Raw genomic sequence first — 18397 nt, forward strand, 5'->3', positions numbered from 1 at the left:
ATTTATCCCCGTATATCTGCAATAAATTGGCTCAGCACGTTCTCTTTCTCGAGCGTGCGTTCGGCATATTCACGTGCCACCGTGTTCATTTTTGGCATGGCAAGTGCCTGTTCAATGCCGGTGACCAGCGCCGGGACCGATTCCGGCTCTACGCACACGGCAATCCCCGGATAGCTGTCACACAGCTGGCCTAATTCAGTTTCGGCTTCGGCCGTAATCACCGCGTTACCGCCCACTGCCAGAATGTTGGTCAGCTTGGACGGCAGCACCGCATCCGCCGCGCCGCGTTTTTGCACCACCAGATGGCAGTCGCCCATCTTCAGCAGCGCAGGCAATGCCTCGTAAGACTGAAGCGGGAAGAATTTCACGTTGGTCAGGCCGCGTTCGCTGACCATTTTTTCCAGCCGCGCTTTTCCACCACCCTGCCCGACAATCACAAACATCCATGGATGTTCGTTCAGCAGTTGAGCCGCCTCGATCACGCTCTCCAGCCCCTGCTTTTCGCCGATGTTGCCTGAGTAAAGAATGATTTTTTGATCTTCAGGCAAACCGAGCTGCGCGCGCAGCGCCTGAGCGTCTTGCTCAGTCACGTCGCGAAAACGCGCCACTTCGGACCAGTTCGGGAAGAAAATCACCTTCTCCGCCGGGACGCCTTTCTCCTGCGCCTTGTTCATCATCGAGCGCGAGATCGTTGAGACGTAATCCACGTTGTGTAAGCCACTGCGCTCAAACGCGCTGGCGAGCTTCGCCACCTTGCCGCCTTTGCTTTTGCCTGCCATCCCCAGGCCCAGCATGGCGTCAACTTCATAATCCTGAATGTGCAGCAGGGTGCGCGCCCCGGAGAGTTTGCCCAGCAGACGCATGCCCGGCGTGCAAAACAGCGTCGGCACCACGCCGATGATGCGATCCGGCTTCCAGCGACGCTGCGCCATCAGCGGGAAGAAACTGCTCAGGGCAAAGCTGCCGAGATGAATCAATCGTTTAAGCGTTGAGGGCTGCTTAGGCACATACAGCGGACAGCGCCAGACGGTCGCTACACCCTCTTCGCGACGGTAGCGCCAGCTTGAGTAGCGCTCCCCCACTTTCCATTCCGGGTAGTACGGCGGCGCGGTAATGACCCGCACGTCATGTCCCTGGCTCGCCATCCACTCGACCATCTCGCCGGTGTATTTCCCGATACCGGTTAGCTCCGGCGAGTAGTTGATTCCGTATACGAGGATCTTCATAAGCCCGGCACCCCGGACTGACGTTCAGCGAGGAAATAGGCGCGACTGTTGTCATGCACATTGTCGCTCGCCAGCAGCGCCTCTGGCGTCTGCCAGCGGTAGTCGTCGTGCTGAGAATCAGGCAGACGCAGGTCTGCCTCACTCACCTTCAGGCGGAACCCCAGCACGATGTAGTGCGTGGTGAACCCGGTGCCTGAAAAGTTATCGTCATAGAAGTGCTGCCAGACCCCGTAAAACTGGCCCGCTGCCATCGGCAGCTGCAGACCCAGTTCCGCCAGAGTGAGACGCTCAAACGCATCGGTAAGCGTCTCATCCTTTTGCACGCGCCCACCGGGCACGAACCAGAAGCCCTGCGCAGGACGGTTGGTTCGTTTCCCCAGCAAGAACTCGCCGCGTTCGTTCTCCACGATCAAATCAATCGAGATGAGCGGAGTGGAACGCACTACCGTGGCAAAATCTTCCTGACTTAAAAACATCATTACCCCCGGAAGCGGTGCTGGTTTTCCAGGAACCACTGATAGGTGCTTGCCAGCCCCTGCTCCAGTGACACCTCGTGATACCAGCCCAGCTGATGCAGACGGGTCACGTCCAGCAGTTTGCGCGGCGTGCCGTCCGGTTTCGTGGCATCAAACACCACGCGGCCTTTGTAGCCCACCACCTGCGCGATGGTCTGCGCCAGCTCGCGAATGGTGCAGTCCACGCCGGTGCCCACGTTGATGTGCGACAGCATCGGCTCGGTGTTCTCCTGCCACACTTCGCGATCCAGCTCCATCACGTGAATGCTGGCCGCAGCCATGTCGTCCACGTGCAGGAATTCACGCATCGGCGTACCGCTGCCCCACACCACCACATCCGGCGCGTTCTCGGCGGTTGCCTCGTGGAAACGACGCAGCAGCGCCGGGATCACGTGCGAATTGCTCGGGTGGAAGTTGTCGTGCGGTCCGTACAGGTTGGTCGGCATCACCGAGCGATAGTCTCGGTTGTACTGACGGTTGTAGGACTCGCACAGCTTGATCCCGGCAATTTTGGCAATCGCGTACGGCTCGTTGGTGGCTTCCAGGGTACCCTGCAGCAGCTCGCTTTCGGCGATCGGCTGTTTCGCCATTTTCGGGTAAATACAGGATGAGCCGAGGAACAGCAGCTTGTTCACGTTGTGCAGATGCGCCGCGTGAATGATGTTGCTCTCAATCATCATGTTTTCGTAGATGAAATCCGCCGGGTAGGTGTTGTTGGCAACAATGCCGCCCACCTTCGCCGCCGCCAGATACACCTGGTCAATGCGTTCGTTAGCAAAGAAGTCCTGTACCGCACGGCTGTCGAGCAGGTTAAGCTCGTCGCGCGTGCGGACAACCACTTCGACGTCACCGCGCTGTTCGAGCTGGCGAACAATCGCGGAACCCACCATTCCGCGATGACCGGCGACAAAAATACGTTGTTTTGTCATTCTCAGGACTCCAGCGCGATAGCAACCTCGTAGCCATGAGACTTAAGCAGGGAGTGTTTTTTCGCTGCTTCAAGATCTTTGGCTACCATCTCGGAAACCATCTCCTGCAGAGTGGTTTCTGGTTTCCAGCCCAGCTTCTCGTGCGCTTTGGTTGGGTCGCCCAGCAGGGTTTCCACTTCAGCAGGACGGAAGTAGCGCGGGTCAACCTGTACAATCACGTCGCCTGGCTTCACGCCCGGTGCGTCATGGCCGGTCACGGAAACCACGATGCCCTTCTCTTCCACGCCGGTGCCTTCGAAGCGCAGCTTGATGCCCAGCTGCGCAGCAGCCATTTCAACGAACTGACGAACGGAGTACTGCACGCCTGTGGCGATCACGAAGTCTTCTGGCTGTTCCTGCTGCAGCATCATCCACTGCATTTTCACGTAGTCTTTGGCATGGCCCCAGTCACGCAGGGAGTCCATGTTGCCGAGGTGCAGGCACGATTCCAGACCCTGCGCAATGTTGGCGATAGCGCGGGTGATTTTGCGGGTCACGAAGGTTTCGCCGCGACGTGGAGATTCGTGGTTGAACAGAATGCCGTTACAGGCGTACATGCCGTAGGATTCACGGTAGTTCACGGTGATCCAGTAAGCGTACAGTTTAGCTACCGCGTACGGAGAGCGCGGATAGAACGGCGTGGTCTCTTTCTGTGGAATTTCCTGCACCAGACCGTACAGCTCAGAGGTGGATGCCTGGTAGAAACGGGTTTTCTTCTCAAGGCCGAGGAAGCGAATCGCTTCCAGCAGACGCAGCGTACCCATGGCGTCCACGTCAGCGGTGTATTCCGGAGACTCGAAGGAGACCGCAACGTGGCTCATCGCGCCCAGGTTGTAGACTTCATCCGGCTGCACTTCCTGCAGGATACGGGTCAGGTTGGAGGTATCGGTCAGGTCGCCGTAGTGCAGGTGGAATTTCGGGTTCGCCGCGTGAGGATCCTGATAAATATGATCGACACGTTCGGTGTTGAAAGAAGACGCACGACGTTTAATACCGTGTACTTCATAACCTTTTTCCAGCAGTAACTCTGCCAGGTAAGAACCATCCTGCCCGGTAACGCCGGTGATGAGAGCGACTTTAGACATGTTTATATTCCTCTACTTATGAATTTAATCAGTTTCAACGCGTTCGCGTATCACCACTGCGGGGTTGCCACGGCAAACTTTATTTGCCGGTAGCGATTTAAAAACGCTGCTGCGGGCACCAACGACCGTGCCATCGCCAACAGAAACACCCGGTGCAACAAAAACATCCGTTGCCAGCCAGCATTTTTCGCCAATCACAATAGGCGAAGCGGTAATATCAAAATGCTGACTCATAAAGTCATGGCTGCCGGTGCACAAATAACATTTCTGTGAAACCACCGAATTTGCGCCAATCGTAATCTCGCCCAAGGTATATAACACCGCGTCATCCCCTACCCAGGCGTAATCCCCAAGCGTTAATTTCCAGGGGTAGGTAATTTTCACCGAGGGCCGAATGACTACGTTTTTTCCTATTTTTGCGCCAAACAGACGCAATAAAAATGCTCGCCAGCGGTACAGTATTTGTGGTGACCAGGCAAATAAGGTGGCCTGAACGGCCCACCATAACTGCACTTTAATACCGCCCGCCCCCCGAAAACCTTTCGGTACGGAGAAACCCTTCAGATCCTGCATTACGTTTCCTTATATTCAGGCTTTGTTATATAAGGCTTTCGTTTTACTCGTGGTGCGCACGCGTAAAAAATAAGATAATTCCGCCCAGAACCCCGGCACGCGTAATATTTTACGCTGCACGTTTTTGGCATCCTGGCACAATTCCAGATTATTCGAGGTTGACACGCCACCCATTGAAAATTCAGATACCAGCCCTTTAATTCGGCGGAACGGGTAACCTGACTTATAGAGACTGGCGGCCAGCGCATAATCGGAAGACACTTTATACTGCAAATCGTAAGGCTGTTTTTTCAGACCTTTTACCGGAAAGAAAATGGCCTGATGGCTGGCGGGTAAACTGTGATAGATATACCAGCCCGGCTTCGCGCTGCGGCACACTTTATGTCCGTCGCCAAAATCGAGCAGCGCATCGCCAATATACATGGCGTCCTCTTTCTGGCGCGCCAGTTGACGGGCAAACAGCGCCACGTCATCATGGAAAATATCACCCGAATTCAGAAAGATGGCATAACGGCCCTGCGCCATATTGATGCCTTTGTTCATCGCATCGTAAATGCCTTTATCTTTCTCGCTGATGTAACGTAAGTTGAACTCACCGTTGAGTTTTTCCAGAAACTCCGCCGTGCCATCGTTCGAGCCGCCGTCGACCACAATCCACTCAAAGGTGAGGCTTGGATCGCGCGCCAGGTTGCGCAGCGAGCGCCAGGTTTTTACCACCCCTTCGTAATTACGAAAAGCGACAGTAATGACGCTAAGAAACATAAATCACCTCATTTCGTCATACGTTCGTAATATTAAGCGCTTTGCGCAGAATAAACGGACAGACAATCAAGAAAGCATATTCCGGACTAAATATTGACCCGGTAAAAAACAGCGACACCGGCGTAAACAGATAAAGCTGCACGCGAAAGTTCTGGTTATCCCCGAACGCGTTAATCATCATTTTGAAAACTTTAAACAGATACCACAGCGTCAACAGTACGGCGAACCACGAAAAATAAATAATTAACAGATACAGACCATTGTCTATGGTTTTACCGACATCCGCACCGTTAAAGATTCCGAATGATGCAACATATTCGTAAAGTGAGCCGAATCTTACTACACCATCTATATGGGTTAAGGAATAACCCACCATCACCAGCGGTCCAATGATGCGATAATAGGACGATGAGCCTTCCGTTCCCAAATCACCCAGTCGTTCTGAGATGTATGGGAAGGCAAATATCACGCCCACCATAAATACCGTCAGGGAGATAATCGCCAGCGGCAGTTTTTTCTTAATCGCATCTTTGTTCAGGTACTGAAACGCCCATTCCAGCAGGTAAAACAGGATAAATGTCATTACCCCTGAGAACGATCCAGACAGAACGATTCCTGCAAGAATCATAGCATCGGTCTTAGGCGTTTTGATACCAAACTGTTTGATGCTGAGCCAAATTGAGATTAACGCCAAAGCGAAAAACGCCGGTTCAAAATAGAGGGCCGTGGTACGCTTCCCGCCGAACTTGATGAAGTTCAAAACATAGCTGTTGCTGTAAATGAGATATTTCGAAATTATCTCCATCAGGCTACTGCCGCCGGTAAGAATAATTTGCGCCATCTCCATGGCAGCAAGCATAACAATTAACGCAACGGCAATATAAAAGAACCTGAGGATTTTCCGATAATTGTGCGGAGAAATCGTTTTGAAGCGAATACTCCAGACCATTCCGATAATAATAACGATATAAACAAACAGCATGGTCGAGGTGACGTATTTACTGGCATCCAGCGACTGGCCAAAGATGTAGTTGAACAGCGTCAGGCCCGTGCCCAACCCTAAGGCAATCATCAGCTTCTTCAGGTTGATTTTATCGACATACAGCAGAAGCAGAACGGGCAAGAAGGTGACGATGGTTATCGGAAAGCTTTCGCCGAGCTGGGCAATTTTGACGTTGACCAGCAGATAGATCAGCGGCAGCAGCAGATAACTACAGATTCTGATAGAACGAGACATACTCCTCCAGCATCTGTTGTCCACTGTAGGCCTTGCGGCTGCGGTTGCGGAACGATTCCAGGTCAGTGCCAAAAACAGCCTGAGCGATCTGCGCCTTTGGCAACTGCACCAGCGGCAGGACCTCCAGCTCGGCAAAAGTTTTCCCACCCGATTTTTCCAGCACTTCGCGTGCCGCATCGCTGTGGGTGGCAATCACCGGCACGCCGATGGAGAGCGCTTCACAGAGGATCAGCGGGTAGTTATCCACGCGGGAGCTGAATACCAGCGCATCCATTTCATTCAGCGCGCTCATCAGCTTGCGCTTATCGGTTTCAAACCCGTGGTTCACCACGTTAGCCCCTTCGAACGGTGAAAATTTGCCGAAGGTATGGAGCTCAATTTTGTCACCCAGCGCCATCATGTCGCGCACCAGCTGCTGGTTGGTTTTCCCGTCGTAGCGCAGGTCATGCGCTACGATAGCGATTTTCGGTTTGCCCGCGGTTTCTGCCACCGGCGTCAGCTCGGCGAGAATGGCTTCCGTCGCCACGTCGATGCCGTTGTTAATAATCTGGCAGCGCCCTGCCCCGTACAGGCTGTTGAAGGCATCGGCCACGTGCTGGCTCGGGGAGATAAACGTGCAGCCGAGCGAGAGCATGTCGCGGAAAAGCTGGCGCTTGCCGGCCACCAGCGTGTGCGCGCGATCCACCTTCACCGGCGGATAGTTGCTCAGCGTCGGGCATTTCTGGCAATTGTTTTTCCAGCCTTCGCAGCCGTCGGTAAACGCGCAACGGCCGGTTACGCTCCAGTGATCGTGGAGCGTCCAGACGAAGCGGGTGTCGGGCTTGTGGGCCTGCACCTTCTGACAGAACGCCACCACCTCTTCCAGATTCAGCCAGTAGCTGTGCAGCACGTGAAAATGCAGCACAACTGGGCCGGTAGTGCGGGTCACCGTGCGATAAAGCGTATTCAGGTTGCCAAACAGATCGCGGTTAAACAGACGGAATAACGCGATATTGGCAATTGAGGTCAGGCGCGGCGTGTGCTTATGCACCTGCGGGAAGTTATCGTGACTGACGCTTTTCTTGCCGCCCTTGCCATAGCCGTAAATAAAACGAGACTGAAGTCCTTTTTGCAGCGCGCGCTGGTGAAGATCCAGCGCTACCCCTGCCGCTCCGCCTTCTGCGAGGCGTACGTTAAATTGCAGAATATTCATTTAATCACCTTCACGCGGGCTTTTTCTCCCACCACCAGCGCGTTATCCGGAATGGTGTCCAGCACCACGCTGCCCGCACCAATCGTGACGTTGTTACCAATCGTAATGTCACCAATGATCACCACGTTCGCGCCCAGCTCGACGTTATTGCCAATGACCGGGCAGGCCAGGCTGTCTGGCCCACGGTTGCCAATGGTCACCCCATGGCGGATGGTGAAATCATCCCCGGCGACCACGAACTTGTTGATCACCACCGCATAGCCATGATGGATGGTAAAGCGGCGGCCAATGGTGGCCGCGGCCTGAATTTCATAGCCAAAAAAGCATTCGGTGATGATGCGATACAGCACCAGCACGGGTGCCGCCCAGATGTTGTTCAGGACATTTTTCTTACGCCACACCGAGCAAAAGTGCGCGATGCGGTACGCCAGAACCATGCAGCACGGACGCAGGCTCCAGCTGTTAGCGCGGCAATCTTCCAGAAACATTATTTCCCCCGAAGTCCATCAGCCAGGCGCTTGCCGTTACGAACGGACAACAGCGTCAGCAGCGTGCGCCAGTTCATGCGCTTATTGCGGATCTGATAGAGGGTAAAGAGCTGATATTTACGGCTGGCACGGTCAAACTTGTCCTTGTGCTTGCGGTAAAAATGGAAGTAGCCCGAGAATTTTTTCGGCGAGGAGGTAATTTGCATCTCCCCGTGATTGATGTGCAGGATCTGCGTGGCCTCTTCGACCTTCCACGGTTCGCCGTATTCCACCACCATCCGCAGAAAGATATCGTAATCCTGCGCAGCCTTCAGTTCGGTATCGAACAGGCACTCCTTGAAGCGCCACGCCCAGGTGAAGACCTGGTTACCAATGATGTTGCGCTTGTAGAACAGGCGGCGAGAGTACGGTGATTTCGGATAGAGCGGCAGGCTGGCAGGCTGCGAGTACACCTCGCCCTGACAGACATAGTCGTTGGCATACAGGAACGCGTGCGTGACCAGCTGCTCTTTATGCGACAGGAAGACAGACAGGCGGTTCGGCGTCCATTCGTCGTCGTCGTCGATGCCGGTCAGATACTGCCCTTTGGCCTGCATAATCGCCTGGTTACGCACAGCACAGGCGCCGGAGTTAATGGCGTTATGTGTATAAACCACCCGCGGGTCGTTGAGGTCAGTCACAAATTTTTGCAGCTGTTCATACGAGGAAGAGCAGTCATCCACGATGATCAGCTCCCAGTTATCGTAATCCTGACGTAACACCGACTTGATTGCGCGGATCGCCAGCTGCTGACGATTCCATGTCGGCATATAGATAGAAATCAAAGGGCGTTGTGTGGTCATTTTTTCCTCCTACCCCTCACCCCGCCCCTCTCCCCTAAGGGGAGAGGGTGAAAGGCGGCACCGGACAGTTCCCTCTCCCCTCAGGGGAGAGGGTTAGAGTGAGGGGGGGTGTTTTGTTATTTACTGTCAGACTTATATTCGTACTCGTAATAGCCATAATCCTGATAGCCGGTCGCGCGACGGAAGATGGAGTTCAGGATCACCCCTTTTACCTCAATCCCGTTCTGCTCGAAGCGGCTCAGGCTGGTTTCCACCTCTTTCAGGGTGTTCACCGCGTAACGCGCCACCATCAACGTGGTACCCGCATGGCGGCCAACAACGGCCGCGTCGGTCACGGCCAGAATCGGCGGCGTATCGATCAGCACCAGGTCGTAGTTTTTGCTCGCCCACTCCACCAGTTCGCTAAAGCGCTCGCTCATCAGCAGCTCGGACGGGTTAGGCGGCACCTGCCCACGAGGGATCAGGTCAAATTTCGGCACCGTAGTGGGCTTCGCGCTCTGGCTGATATCACCTTTGCCAAGCAGGATTTCCGACAGACCGTTAACGTTGTTGGTACCCAGCAGTTCGTGGGTGTAGCCTTTGCGCATATCGCAGTCGATAAGCAGCACACGCTTGTTGGTCTGACTGACCACCGCCGCCAGGTTGGCGCAGACAAAGGTTTTACCGATTGACGGGCTGACGCCGGTTAACATCAGGACGTTATTTTTAGCCTGCATCATGGCGAAGTGCAGACTGGTGCGCAGGCTGCGGATCGCTTCGATAGCGAGGTCGGTTGGGTTACCCACCGCCAGCAGCTGGCTCTGTTTGTAACGCTTAACGCCTTTGATGGTTTTGACGCTATCACGGGATTTTTGCCACTCAGACAGCGGAATGCTGGCATAGACGTTGATACCGTTTTCTTCCAGCACCTGTGGGCTTTCGATACCGCGGTTGAACAGCGAACGCAGCAGCACGCCAACGATGGAGAGCATCAGGCCGAGAATAATGCTGCCGAGAATGATCAGCGCTTTCTTCGGCTTCAGCACGCCAGGCTGGGTAATGGCCGGGTCGACGATGCGCACGTCACCCACGGTGCTTGCCTCGGTGATTTTCAGCTCCTGCTGCTTGTTCAGCAGCTGCATATAAACCTGCTGTCCGGACTCCACGTCGCGGGTCAGACGCACGATCTCCTGCTGGGTTTTCGGCATCGCGGTCACGCGGTCATTGAGCTTCGCCTTCTCCTCTTCCAGCGTGCGGCGTTTCTCCAGCAGGGTGCGGTAGGCCGGGTGGCGTTTGGTGTAAAGCTTGGAAATCTCCGCCTCTTTGAAGGTCAGCTCGTTAAGCTGCGCATCAATATTGACCATCGAATCGAGGACCGATTTTGCCTCCAGCGGCAGGTCAACGGAGTCTTTATCCTGACGGTAGGCGTTCAGCTTGTTCTCGGCATCATCCAGACGGCCGCGTACTTCCGGGAGCTGTTTCGCGAGGAAGGCCAGGCTTTTCGCCGCTTCAGCAGACTTACGCTCGACGTTCTGCTCAAGATAGTTGCGGGTAATGCTGTTCAGGATGTCGCGGATCTGATCCTTATCTTCACCGGTAAAGGTCATGCTCAGCACGCCGGTATCCTTACCGTTTTCGGTGACGGTCAGGTTGTTTTGCAGATTGTTGATCATCCCCAGCGTGGAGAATTTCGTGACGGTGAATTCACCGCCCTCCTGGGCATTGATCGCGCTGACCATCATGCTGACGCCATCTTTGGTGAGCATCTGCCCCACTTCACCGCGCGCGCTAAAGCCCGCGTCGCTGGTCAGCTGGTACTGTTTCGGGCCAAGTACCGTCAGGGTAAAGGTCTGATCGGCCGCCCCTTTTGGCAGCACAAAGTCAGTGACCTTTACCGTGTCGTTGTTTCTGCCCATCAACCGATCCCAGCCCGCACCAAAGATCGGGAAGGTATTTTTGGTGACGGAGATATCAAGCCCAAGGTCATGGACCGTTTTACCCAGTACCAGACGTGACTGGATGAGCTGAATTTCAGCATCGGAGGCCGGCGGCTTGTTCGCCAGCGCAGAGCCAATGTCCTGCACCAGCGAGTTGCCGGTATTCTGCTCGATCTGCACCAGCGCATCGGCGCTGTAGATGGGGGTGGCAAACAGCGTGTAGACGACGGCCGCCGCGGCAAACACGGCAGTAATGCCCAGCACCCACCACTTTGCCTCGACAACAGTGCCGACCAGGCGTCCAATATCAATTTCATCACTGCCCGAAGTCGGGGCGGCAGAAGGTCTTGTTTTTTCGGTCATTGTTATCCCTGCTGAGCTTTCAGTGCCTGCGCCCACTGTTGGGCAGACTGGTCAAGTAAGGTGTAAACCGCCTCAAAGGCCTCATGGCTTTTGCGGTAGGGATCGGGGATTTCACGTTCATTGTCCCAGTGTCCAAACAGCATCACCTTACCGCGCATCTCCGGAGCGATATCGCACAGCGCATGAATATGGCGTTTTTCCATCGCCAGAATCAGGTCATACTCGCGGCACATGCGGCCAGTGACCTGGCGGGCAACATGCCCGTCGAGAGAGAGGTGATGATCCCGCGCCACGATCGTTGCGCGCTCATCGGCACCTTTACCGACCAGTGCACCCAGCCCTGCCGAATCAACGGTCAGTTCGGGCTGGTAGTGTTTCAACAACCGTTCAGCCGTAGGGGAACGGCAAATGTTCCCCACGCATACCACCAGAATTTTGTTAAACATCGCGGATTACCAGGTATGAATGTCGCGCGCCGTATCCGTCATGTAGCGAACGCCACTGATGGTTGGCAGCAACTGGTTGATCAGACGGTTCCAGCGGGCAACCGGTGCGGTAGTGACATACACCACATCGTATGGCTGGAGACGGAACTCCGTCGCCATCACCAGAGAGGTCGCATCGGACATATCCAGCTGGTAGATGTTGGCAATCTTGCCTTTCGCGCTGCCCTCACCTTTCAGCGGACGGATCACGAAGATGCCGGTCGCGTTAGAGGTCGTCAGATCGATACCCTCAGCATTGCCCAGCGCTTCGGTCAGCGTCATACCGCTGAAGTCCATCTTGAGGGTGCTTTGTTTCTTCACTTCACCCATCACGAAGACTTTGAGATCGTCATTGCGTGGTACATAGAGGATGTCGCCCGGGTAAAGCAGGCGGTTCTGGGTCAGATCGCCGTTTTGCATCAGCGCCTGAAGCGAAATGCGCTGCTCCTTCCCGTTGTGGGTCAGAACCACGTTGCGCCAGTCGGCGCCGTCGGTTAACCCGCCCGCGGCGTTAATGGCATCCAGCACGGTCAGAGGAACGTTGGTGATAGCCTGCTGACCGGATTTGTTCACCTGGCCGGAGATGTAGGCTTTTTGCGAGCGGAATGCGGCGATATTAACGTCCACCTGCGGGTCGGCGATGTACTGCGCTAAGCGGCCGGTAATATCACTACGGATCTCGGCAAGCGTTTTCCCTGCCACATGGACTTTACCAATGTAGGGATAGAACATGGTGCCATCTGACTGCACCCAGTTACCGGTGTCGCTTGAGCTACGGTACTGGCCCGCTGGCGTGGTCAGTTCGGGGTGGTCCCAGACGGTCACGTTAATGACGTCTCCTGGCCCTACGCGATACTGGTAGGACGCGATTTCCTGGTCCAGTGACATATTCGGCTGGGCAACGTTTGGACGTGGGCGTAATTGTTCGACCAGACGAGGCGTAAGTGGATAAACATTCACCATTTTGTCGAGATCAAAATCGGCATCCTGTTGCTTGATCACATCCTTGCCCATTGTTGACATATTGCTGCCGGGAAAGACAGTGCAACCGCTCATCAAGGTCACAGACACCAATAATGGCATCAATTTCATTTTGGAGTTCATCATTGATTATTTATCACTTTGGCAGAGTAATTATCCTGTGCAATTTAAATACGTGTGAATCTAAAATGCATTAAGAATGTAGCTAATTAAATAAAAATATAACTAGCATCATTCCTAAAAAAAACGTTATTTGGCCAGTCACTGTTGACAACGGAATCATGGCTCATCCACACACATCCAGGCACGCTACCGCCCTTGGCTTCCAGCTACCAATACGCTATAACACGATGAATTGCAGGCAAAAAATCGCCAGATTTTTTGCATTTGAAATAAATGGAGCATTCATAATACGCAGGCACTATTTCGTTAGTCGCTCAAAAAAAAACAACAACCAGTAACAGAAGATATCCTTTTTCAGGCTATTAATCTTGTAACAGCTAATCCCAGAACAGGCAAGAAAACGGCTTCCGAACACCAAATTTTAAGAATTTGTTTAGAAAAGCAGTTTATTTTTAAGAATTTCTTTATATTGACAGCGTTATCATTGAACATCTTTTAATGCGATATTTCTTAATTTTGTTATTTCAGATAAATACAGACTTTCTTGATGAATTAGACTTATTATTCCCGGTATTATTAATTTAATGATTATTGAGAGAAATCTCATACTGACATTGCAATTTCCCCCAGCTTTATCCATGATCGAATTGTGTCATTCGTCATGTTACAGAAGGTATTGCTACTACTATGGAATGGATTGCCGATCCCTCAATCTGGGCCGGGCTGGTTACGCTGGTCGTCATCGAGCTGGTGCTCGGGATTGATAATCTGGTTTTTATCGCCATCCTCGCTGAAAAACTGCCCCCTTCCCAGCGCGATCGCGCGCGCGTAACGGGGTTGCTGCTGGCGATGGTCATGCGGTTACTGCTGCTGGCCTCTATTTCCTGGCTGGTCACGCTCACTCAGCCTCTGTTCTCCATCCACGGTCTGAGCTTTAGCGCCCGCGATCTGATCATGCTCTTCGGCGGCCTGTTCCTGCTGTTCAAAGCCACCGTGGAGCTCAACGAGCGGCTGGAAGGCAAAGACAGTGAGAACCCGACCCAGCGCCGCGGGGCAAAATTCTGGCCGGTGGTCGCGCAAATCGTGGTGCTGGATGCGGTCTTCTCCCTGGACTCGGTGATCACCGCCGTCGGGATGGTGGACCATCTTGTGGTGATGATGGCCGCGGTCATTATTGCCATCACGCTGATGGTTATGGCCAGCAAGGCACTGACCCGTTTTGTGAACAGTCACCCCACCATCGTGATCCTCTGTCTGAGCTTCCTGCTGATGATTGGCTTTAGCCTGGTGGCCGACGGTTTTGGCTTCCATATTCCGAAAGGCTACCTGTATGCCGCCATCGGGTTCTCCGTCATGATTGAAGCGCTTAACCAGCTTGCGATATTCAACCGCCGCCGCTTCCTTTCCGCAAATCAGACGCTGCGTCAGCGTACGGCCGACACGGTCATGCGCCTGTTAAGCGGTAAGAAAGAGGATGCAGAGCTGGACGCCGAATCCTCCGCCATGCTGGCCGACCACAGTGACGGGCAGATCTTTGACCCGCAGGAACGACGGATGATTGAGCGGGTGCTCAATCTTAACCAGCGTACGGTCAGCAGCATTATGACGTCGCGGCATGATATAGAGCATATTGACCTGACGGCCCCGGAAGCGCATATTCGCGCCCTGCTGGATAAAAACCAGCACACACGCGTGGTGGTGACCGGCGGGGAAGCGGAAGAGGAATTGCTGGGCGTGGTGCACGTCATTGACCTGCTCCAGCAGCAGCTTCACGGCGAGCCGCTCAATCTCCGCGTCCTGGTTCGCCAGCCGCTGGTCTTCCCGGAGGGGCTGCCGTTGCTTTCCGCCCTTGAGCAGTTCCGTAACGCGCGGACCCACTTTGCCTTTGTGGTGGATGAGTTTGGTTCGGTGGAAGGACTGGTCACGCTCAGCGACGTGATGGAAACCATTGCCGGTAATCTGCCAAACGAGGTGGATGAGATTGATGCCCGCCACGACATTCAGAAAAACGCCGACGGCTCGTGGACGGCAAACGGCCATATGCCGCTGGAAGATCTGGTGCAATATGTCCCGCTGCCGCTGGACGAAAAGCGGGAATATCACACCATTGCCGGTCTGCTGATGGAGTATCTGCAGCGTATCCCGCAGCCGGGGGAAGAGGTTCAGGTAGGCGACTATCTGCTTAAAACGCTACAAATTGAAAACCATCGCGTGCAGAAAGTTCAGCTGATACCGCTGCGGGATGAGGAAGAGCTGGATTTTGAGGTGTAAAAAAGCCGGGTGGCGCAACGGCGTCAGGCTTTTGTAGGCCGGGTAAGGCGAAGCCGCCACCCGGCGCAACAGGCATCACAGCTTATCCAGCAGTTTCTTCACATCCTTGCCGTCCTGCGAATCTTTATTACGATCCGCCCAGCCGCTCAGTCGACGTTTCGCTTCATCCTGCAGATGCTTGCGCAGGATCTGATCCACCTGGAGGCTATAATTCAGAGCCTGCCATTTGCCGTATACGCTCAATGGGACCGGCGTCTCTTTCAGGAAGTCGATGAGCTTACTTTCTCCCTGCCAGCCGGAAAGTACCCGCACGTTAAAGCGCGTGTCCGCCGTCTCTTTGACCAGATCCAGCTTACCTTCGCCCGTCAATGATAAGAGTGAAGAGGTACCCTGCATTCCGTCGAGAGAGAGTTGCCCCTTGTCCAGCGTCAGGTCCGTGGTGAAGCTGTCGAGTCGCGTGGCGCTGTCGTAGTTCTCCTGGGCTTTCACATCGCTGCTGCGCTCTACCGCCTGCTGCACCAGCTGCTGGAAGTTGAGCCCTTCCATACGGGAGTTTTTCAGATCAAGATGCGCCTGTCCCTGCCACTCGCGACGGAAAGCCTCGGCATCAATTTTCGTGCCGGAGAAGTCCCCCGCCAGCGTCAACTGCCCCGTCAGGGATATCGGGTAGTTAAACGCGTTCAGGATGGTTCCTATCTCAACGTTATCGAGACGCGGCTGGAATTCGGCGCTGGCAACGTCTTTACGGACATCCAGCGTGCCGGGCAGCGAGAGGTGCCCTGCGCCCATCTTGCCACTCAGTTCGGAGATCACCAGCAAACCGTTATGGTTAAACATCTGGCTGCTCACGTCGGTAAAGTCCATGCCGCGCCAGCGCAGGCTAGTGGCTTTCAGCAGAATATCCGCCGTGAGTCCGCGCAGGGCGTTATAGTCAGACTGATCGAGATTCGACGAAATAACCGGGCGTGATACCGCTGCCTGGCTTTGCCCCGTCTGCGCCGCATTGCTGTCCGTGGCGCTGGCTGGCAGAGGCGGCAACAGATTTTCCAGGTTGAGCTTGTCAAACTGCAGATTCAGCACCCACTTCGGCTTTTCTTCGAGCGTGACGCTGGCCTGCCCTTTCAGACTACTGTCATTTGCCTGCAGGTTGAGGTTATCCAGCTCCAGCTGTTTTTGTTCCTCGCGCCACACGGCCTGCAGCGTCCCCTGCCCGGAGATCCCCTGGGTAGGAAGATCGGCCCCCGTCAGCTGCCAGTCAAGCTGCTGAATGTCGGCGGTGAGCTGGTGCGGATAGTCTGACGCGTTAACGCTGGCATTCAGCGACAGGGTCAGATCGCGCTGATCGCGGTTCACGCGCCCGCTGAATTCCACCGACGCAATATGGTGTGCATCCTGTTCCATCTGCAGGTTAATGTTGCGAACGGTGACCTGCTCTTCGTGCTCATGCTGGAAAACCAGTACGCTATCGGCCACTTTCAGTTTGCCAATATCAAAGGACCAGCCTGTATCAGACGGCTCATTAGGCAGGGTGTTTTCGCGCGGTGCCACCGGCGCGTTAGCAGCACGCACGGCCTCGGTTTGCGGGGTGAGCTGAATCACCGCGCCTTTCAGCATCACCTGATTCACCTGCAGCTGATGGGAAATGAGCGGAATCAGCGCCACATCAAGGCGCATGTTGTCTGCGGAAACCAGCGGCTGGGATGCCCCCGGCGCCGTGAGCGACATGCGGCCAGAGAGAATACTGAGCTGCGGCCAGACGTGCCAGCGCAGCGGCCCATCAAGCTTCAGTTGATAACCACTGCGTGCCTCGACCTGCCGCACCATGTAAGCGCGGAAGTCATTGGGGTTAACCAGCAGAACCAACGCCGAAAGGCCAGCCACCAGCACCACCAGCAAAATCATCAGCGTTGTCAGAACTCTTCTCATGGCATCCTCAATGGACTAACGATCAGTCTTTATCAATACGACTGGCAACCGCACCCTGCTGGTCGCGATATTTTGCGTCCTGGCGGCGGTTATACGGCCTGTCTGCCGGGCCTGACAGCGGTTCAAAACTCAACGCGCCGATCATCATGCCCGGACGAAGCGCCAGCGGCAATTTACCGGCATTGAAGAATTCCAGCACGATACGTCCTGACCAGCCTGGATCGATACGGTGCGCGGTCACGTGTACCATCAGCCCCAGTCGCGCCAGCGAAGAGCGGCCATCAAGCCAGCCGACGAGGTCCGCAGGCAGGGTGACGGATTCAAATGTAACCGCCAGCGCCAGTTCTCCCGGATGCAGATAAAAGGCTTCGCCGTCGTCGATAACGATTTCATCACTCATCACGCGATCGAGCGCGGCGCTGACTTCGTCCTTCGGACCGCTGAGGTCGATGAACGGTGCGGTATGGCCGCTAAAGGTGCGGAATTTATTCCCCAACCGGACATCAACGGTAACCCCATTGATACGCTCAACAGGTGGACGCGGGGTAATAGACAAACGGCCTTCATCCAGCCAGGCTTCTATATCGCGATCACAAAGACGCACGCCTCTTTCTCCTTTCATGCAACGTACCCTGAGTCGGTAAGCGCTCAGGGTAAAACCAGGTTATCTCTGAACGGTACACAATTCACGCGGCTTATTCAAAAAACTGGCTGATTTTCGCTTTTAAGATATCAATCGCAATGCGGTTTTTACCCCCGCGCGGCACGATAATATCGGCGTATTGTTTGGAGGGTTCAATAAACTGCAGGAACATTGGGCGGACCGTTTTCTGGTATTGCGCCATCACGGAGTCCATTGAACGGCCGCGTTCATTAACGTCACGCTTGATGCGGCGCATCAGGCAGATATCCAGCGGGGTATCGACGAAAATCGAGAAGTTCATGGATTCACGCAGGCGGGCATCGGTCAGCAGCAGGATGCCTTCAAGGATAATGACCTTTTTCGGCTCGATGCGGATCGTTTCTTGGGTGCGGGTATGTTCGACATAACTGTAAACGGGCAGTTCAATCGCCTGGCCGCTCTTAAGCGCTTCTAAATGCTGGAACAGCAGGCTGTGATCCATTGCATTTGGGTGGTCATAGTTCGTTTTAACGCGCTCTTCCATCGACAGATGGGATTGATCTTTGTAATAGCTGTCTTCGGGAATGACGCCGATATGCTCATCACCTACTTGTTCACGCAGTTCGCGATAAAGCGTACTGGCAATTAGACTTTTACCTGAAGCCGATGCGCCGGCGATGCCTATAATGACGCACTGATGAGACTTATCAGTCATAAATTTAGCGACCTGATTAACCTGGATGTTAAGGAAGGACGACGCCGGAGCGTCAAACGCGGCAATTATAGGGATTTCGCGGGCGTGATACCAGTCGAATGCACAGG

The 18397-nt window shown here is 54.4% G+C and carries 17 protein-coding genes; 1 reads left to right on the forward strand and 16 read right to left on the reverse strand.

Annotated elements, in window-relative coordinates; translation table 11 throughout:
- Positions 1-2: 2 nt before the first annotated feature.
- From wcaI to KGP25_RS15645, 13 genes are all read right to left on the reverse strand, one after another.
- Positions 3-1226 (reverse strand): colanic acid biosynthesis fucosyltransferase WcaI, encoded by a 1224-nt coding sequence (wcaI, locus tag KGP25_RS15585; RefSeq protein ID WP_223539247.1) that lies wholly within the window; start codon positions 1224-1226, stop codon positions 3-5.
- On the reverse strand, positions 1223-1702 hold the full coding sequence (locus KGP25_RS15590) for a GDP-mannose mannosyl hydrolase (RefSeq protein ID WP_045418617.1): 480 nt from the start codon (positions 1700-1702) through the stop codon (positions 1223-1225). Before KGP25_RS15590 ends, wcaI begins: the two co-directional genes overlap by 4 nt.
- 2 nt (positions 1703-1704) lie before the next feature.
- Positions 1705-2670, reverse strand: coding sequence for a GDP-L-fucose synthase (locus KGP25_RS15595; RefSeq protein ID WP_013097874.1), 966 nt, complete (start codon positions 2668-2670; stop codon positions 1705-1707).
- Between the two features lie 2 nt (positions 2671-2672).
- The gene (gene gmd / locus KGP25_RS15600; RefSeq protein WP_003863514.1) at positions 2673-3794 is read right to left on the reverse strand and encodes a GDP-mannose 4,6-dehydratase; all 1122 of its coding nucleotides are present in this window, start codon (positions 3792-3794) and stop codon (positions 2673-2675) included.
- Between the two features lie 24 nt (positions 3795-3818).
- Complete coding sequence (gene wcaF, locus KGP25_RS15605) at positions 3819-4367, reverse strand: colanic acid biosynthesis acetyltransferase WcaF (RefSeq protein ID WP_048224018.1); 549 nt, start codon at positions 4365-4367, stop codon at positions 3819-3821.
- A 15-nt stretch (positions 4368-4382) separates the two neighbouring features.
- Positions 4383-5129 carry a colanic acid biosynthesis glycosyltransferase WcaE gene (gene wcaE / locus KGP25_RS15610; protein WP_008499420.1) on the reverse strand — a complete coding sequence of 249 codons (747 nt, stop codon included), beginning with the start codon at positions 5127-5129 and terminating at the stop codon, positions 4383-4385.
- Between the two features lie 16 nt (positions 5130-5145).
- A complete protein-coding gene (wcaD, locus tag KGP25_RS15615) occupies positions 5146-6366 on the reverse strand; it encodes a colanic acid polymerase WcaD (RefSeq protein WP_045908624.1) in 1221 nt (406 codons plus the stop codon).
- Entirely contained in the window at positions 6341-7558 is a 1218-nt protein-coding gene (gene wcaC / locus KGP25_RS15620) for a colanic acid biosynthesis glycosyltransferase WcaC (RefSeq protein ID WP_223539248.1), read from the reverse strand. Before wcaC ends, wcaD begins: the two co-directional genes overlap by 26 nt.
- Complete coding sequence (gene wcaB, locus KGP25_RS15625) at positions 7555-8046, reverse strand: colanic acid biosynthesis acetyltransferase WcaB (RefSeq protein ID WP_039025009.1); 492 nt, start codon at positions 8044-8046, stop codon at positions 7555-7557. Before wcaB ends, wcaC begins: the two co-directional genes overlap by 4 nt.
- Positions 8046-8888: a colanic acid biosynthesis glycosyltransferase WcaA gene (wcaA, locus tag KGP25_RS15630; RefSeq protein WP_045908626.1), complete on the reverse strand. Its 843-nt coding sequence runs from the start codon at positions 8886-8888 to the stop codon at positions 8046-8048. The genes wcaB and wcaA overlap by 1 nt, the downstream gene beginning before the upstream one ends.
- Before the next feature lie 116 nt (positions 8889-9004).
- Positions 9005-11167 carry a tyrosine-protein kinase Wzc gene (gene wzc, locus KGP25_RS15635; RefSeq protein WP_048028312.1) on the reverse strand — a complete coding sequence of 721 codons (2163 nt, stop codon included), beginning with the start codon at positions 11165-11167 and terminating at the stop codon, positions 9005-9007.
- A 2-nt stretch (positions 11168-11169) separates the two neighbouring features.
- Positions 11170-11613 carry a low molecular weight protein-tyrosine-phosphatase Wzb gene (gene wzb / locus KGP25_RS15640; protein ID WP_045908628.1) on the reverse strand — a complete coding sequence of 148 codons (444 nt, stop codon included), beginning with the start codon at positions 11611-11613 and terminating at the stop codon, positions 11170-11172.
- 6 nt (positions 11614-11619) lie between these two features.
- Entirely contained in the window at positions 11620-12759 is a 1140-nt protein-coding gene (locus tag KGP25_RS15645; RefSeq protein WP_008499413.1) for a polysaccharide export protein, read from the reverse strand.
- 684 nt (positions 12760-13443) lie between these two features.
- On the opposite strand from KGP25_RS15645, the gene KGP25_RS15650 reads away from it, so the two are divergent.
- A complete protein-coding gene (locus KGP25_RS15650; protein ID WP_223539249.1) occupies positions 13444-15027 on the forward strand; it encodes a TerC family protein in 1584 nt (527 codons plus the stop codon).
- 75 nt (positions 15028-15102) lie between these two features.
- Here the strand turns inward: KGP25_RS15650 and asmA are convergent, their stop codons facing one another.
- The 3 genes from asmA to udk all read right to left on the reverse strand — a co-directional run bounded on the left by asmA (position 15103) and on the right by udk (position 18290).
- Positions 15103-16953 (reverse strand): outer membrane assembly protein AsmA, encoded by a 1851-nt coding sequence (gene asmA, locus KGP25_RS15655; RefSeq protein WP_223539250.1) that lies wholly within the window; start codon positions 16951-16953, stop codon positions 15103-15105.
- Between the two features lie 22 nt (positions 16954-16975).
- The gene (dcd, locus tag KGP25_RS15660; RefSeq protein ID WP_024908111.1) at positions 16976-17557 is read right to left on the reverse strand and encodes a dCTP deaminase; all 582 of its coding nucleotides are present in this window, start codon (positions 17555-17557) and stop codon (positions 16976-16978) included.
- Between the two features lie 91 nt (positions 17558-17648).
- A complete protein-coding gene (gene udk, locus KGP25_RS15665) occupies positions 17649-18290 on the reverse strand; it encodes a uridine kinase (protein ID WP_008500855.1) in 642 nt (213 codons plus the stop codon).
- Between the last annotated feature and the right edge of the window lie 107 nt (positions 18291-18397).

This window comes from Enterobacter sp. JBIWA003, assembly GCF_019968825.1.
Lineage (GTDB): Bacteria > Pseudomonadota > Gammaproteobacteria > Enterobacterales > Enterobacteriaceae > Enterobacter > Enterobacter quasiroggenkampii.

Coding starts and splice junctions, on each gene's coding strand:
- wzc (WP_048028312.1), bottom strand. CDS start 11,167: ATGACCGAAAAAACAAGACCTTCTGCCGCCCCGACTTCGGGCAGTGAT.
- wcaA (WP_045908626.1), bottom strand. CDS start 8,888: ATGACCACACAACGCCCTTTGATTTCTATCTATATGCCGACATGGAAT.
- KGP25_RS15650 (WP_223539249.1), top strand. CDS start 13,444: ATGGAATGGATTGCCGATCCCTCAATCTGGGCCGGGCTGGTTACGCTG.
- KGP25_RS15595 (WP_013097874.1), bottom strand. CDS start 2,670: ATGACAAAACAACGTATTTTTGTCGCCGGTCATCGCGGAATGGTGGGT.
- wcaF (WP_048224018.1), bottom strand. CDS start 4,367: ATGCAGGATCTGAAGGGTTTCTCCGTACCGAAAGGTTTTCGGGGGGCG.
- KGP25_RS15590 (WP_045418617.1), bottom strand. CDS start 1,702: ATGTTTTTAAGTCAGGAAGATTTTGCCACGGTAGTGCGTTCCACTCCG.
- udk (WP_008500855.1), bottom strand. CDS start 18,290: ATGACTGATAAGTCTCATCAGTGCGTCATTATAGGCATCGCCGGCGCA.
- wcaD (WP_045908624.1), bottom strand. CDS start 6,366: ATGTCTCGTTCTATCAGAATCTGTAGTTATCTGCTGCTGCCGCTGATC.
- wcaI (WP_223539247.1), bottom strand. CDS start 1,226: ATGAAGATCCTCGTATACGGAATCAACTACTCGCCGGAGCTAACCGGT.
- gmd (WP_003863514.1), bottom strand. CDS start 3,794: ATGTCTAAAGTCGCTCTCATCACCGGCGTTACCGGGCAGGATGGTTCT.
- KGP25_RS15645 (WP_008499413.1), bottom strand. CDS start 12,759: ATGATGAACTCCAAAATGAAATTGATGCCATTATTGGTGTCTGTGACC.
- asmA (WP_223539250.1), bottom strand. CDS start 16,953: ATGAGAAGAGTTCTGACAACGCTGATGATTTTGCTGGTGGTGCTGGTG.
- wcaB (WP_039025009.1), bottom strand. CDS start 8,046: ATGTTTCTGGAAGATTGCCGCGCTAACAGCTGGAGCCTGCGTCCGTGC.
- wzb (WP_045908628.1), bottom strand. CDS start 11,613: ATGTTTAACAAAATTCTGGTGGTATGCGTGGGGAACATTTGCCGTTCC.
- wcaE (WP_008499420.1), bottom strand. CDS start 5,129: ATGTTTCTTAGCGTCATTACTGTCGCTTTTCGTAATTACGAAGGGGTG.
- wcaC (WP_223539248.1), bottom strand. CDS start 7,558: ATGAATATTCTGCAATTTAACGTACGCCTCGCAGAAGGCGGAGCGGCA.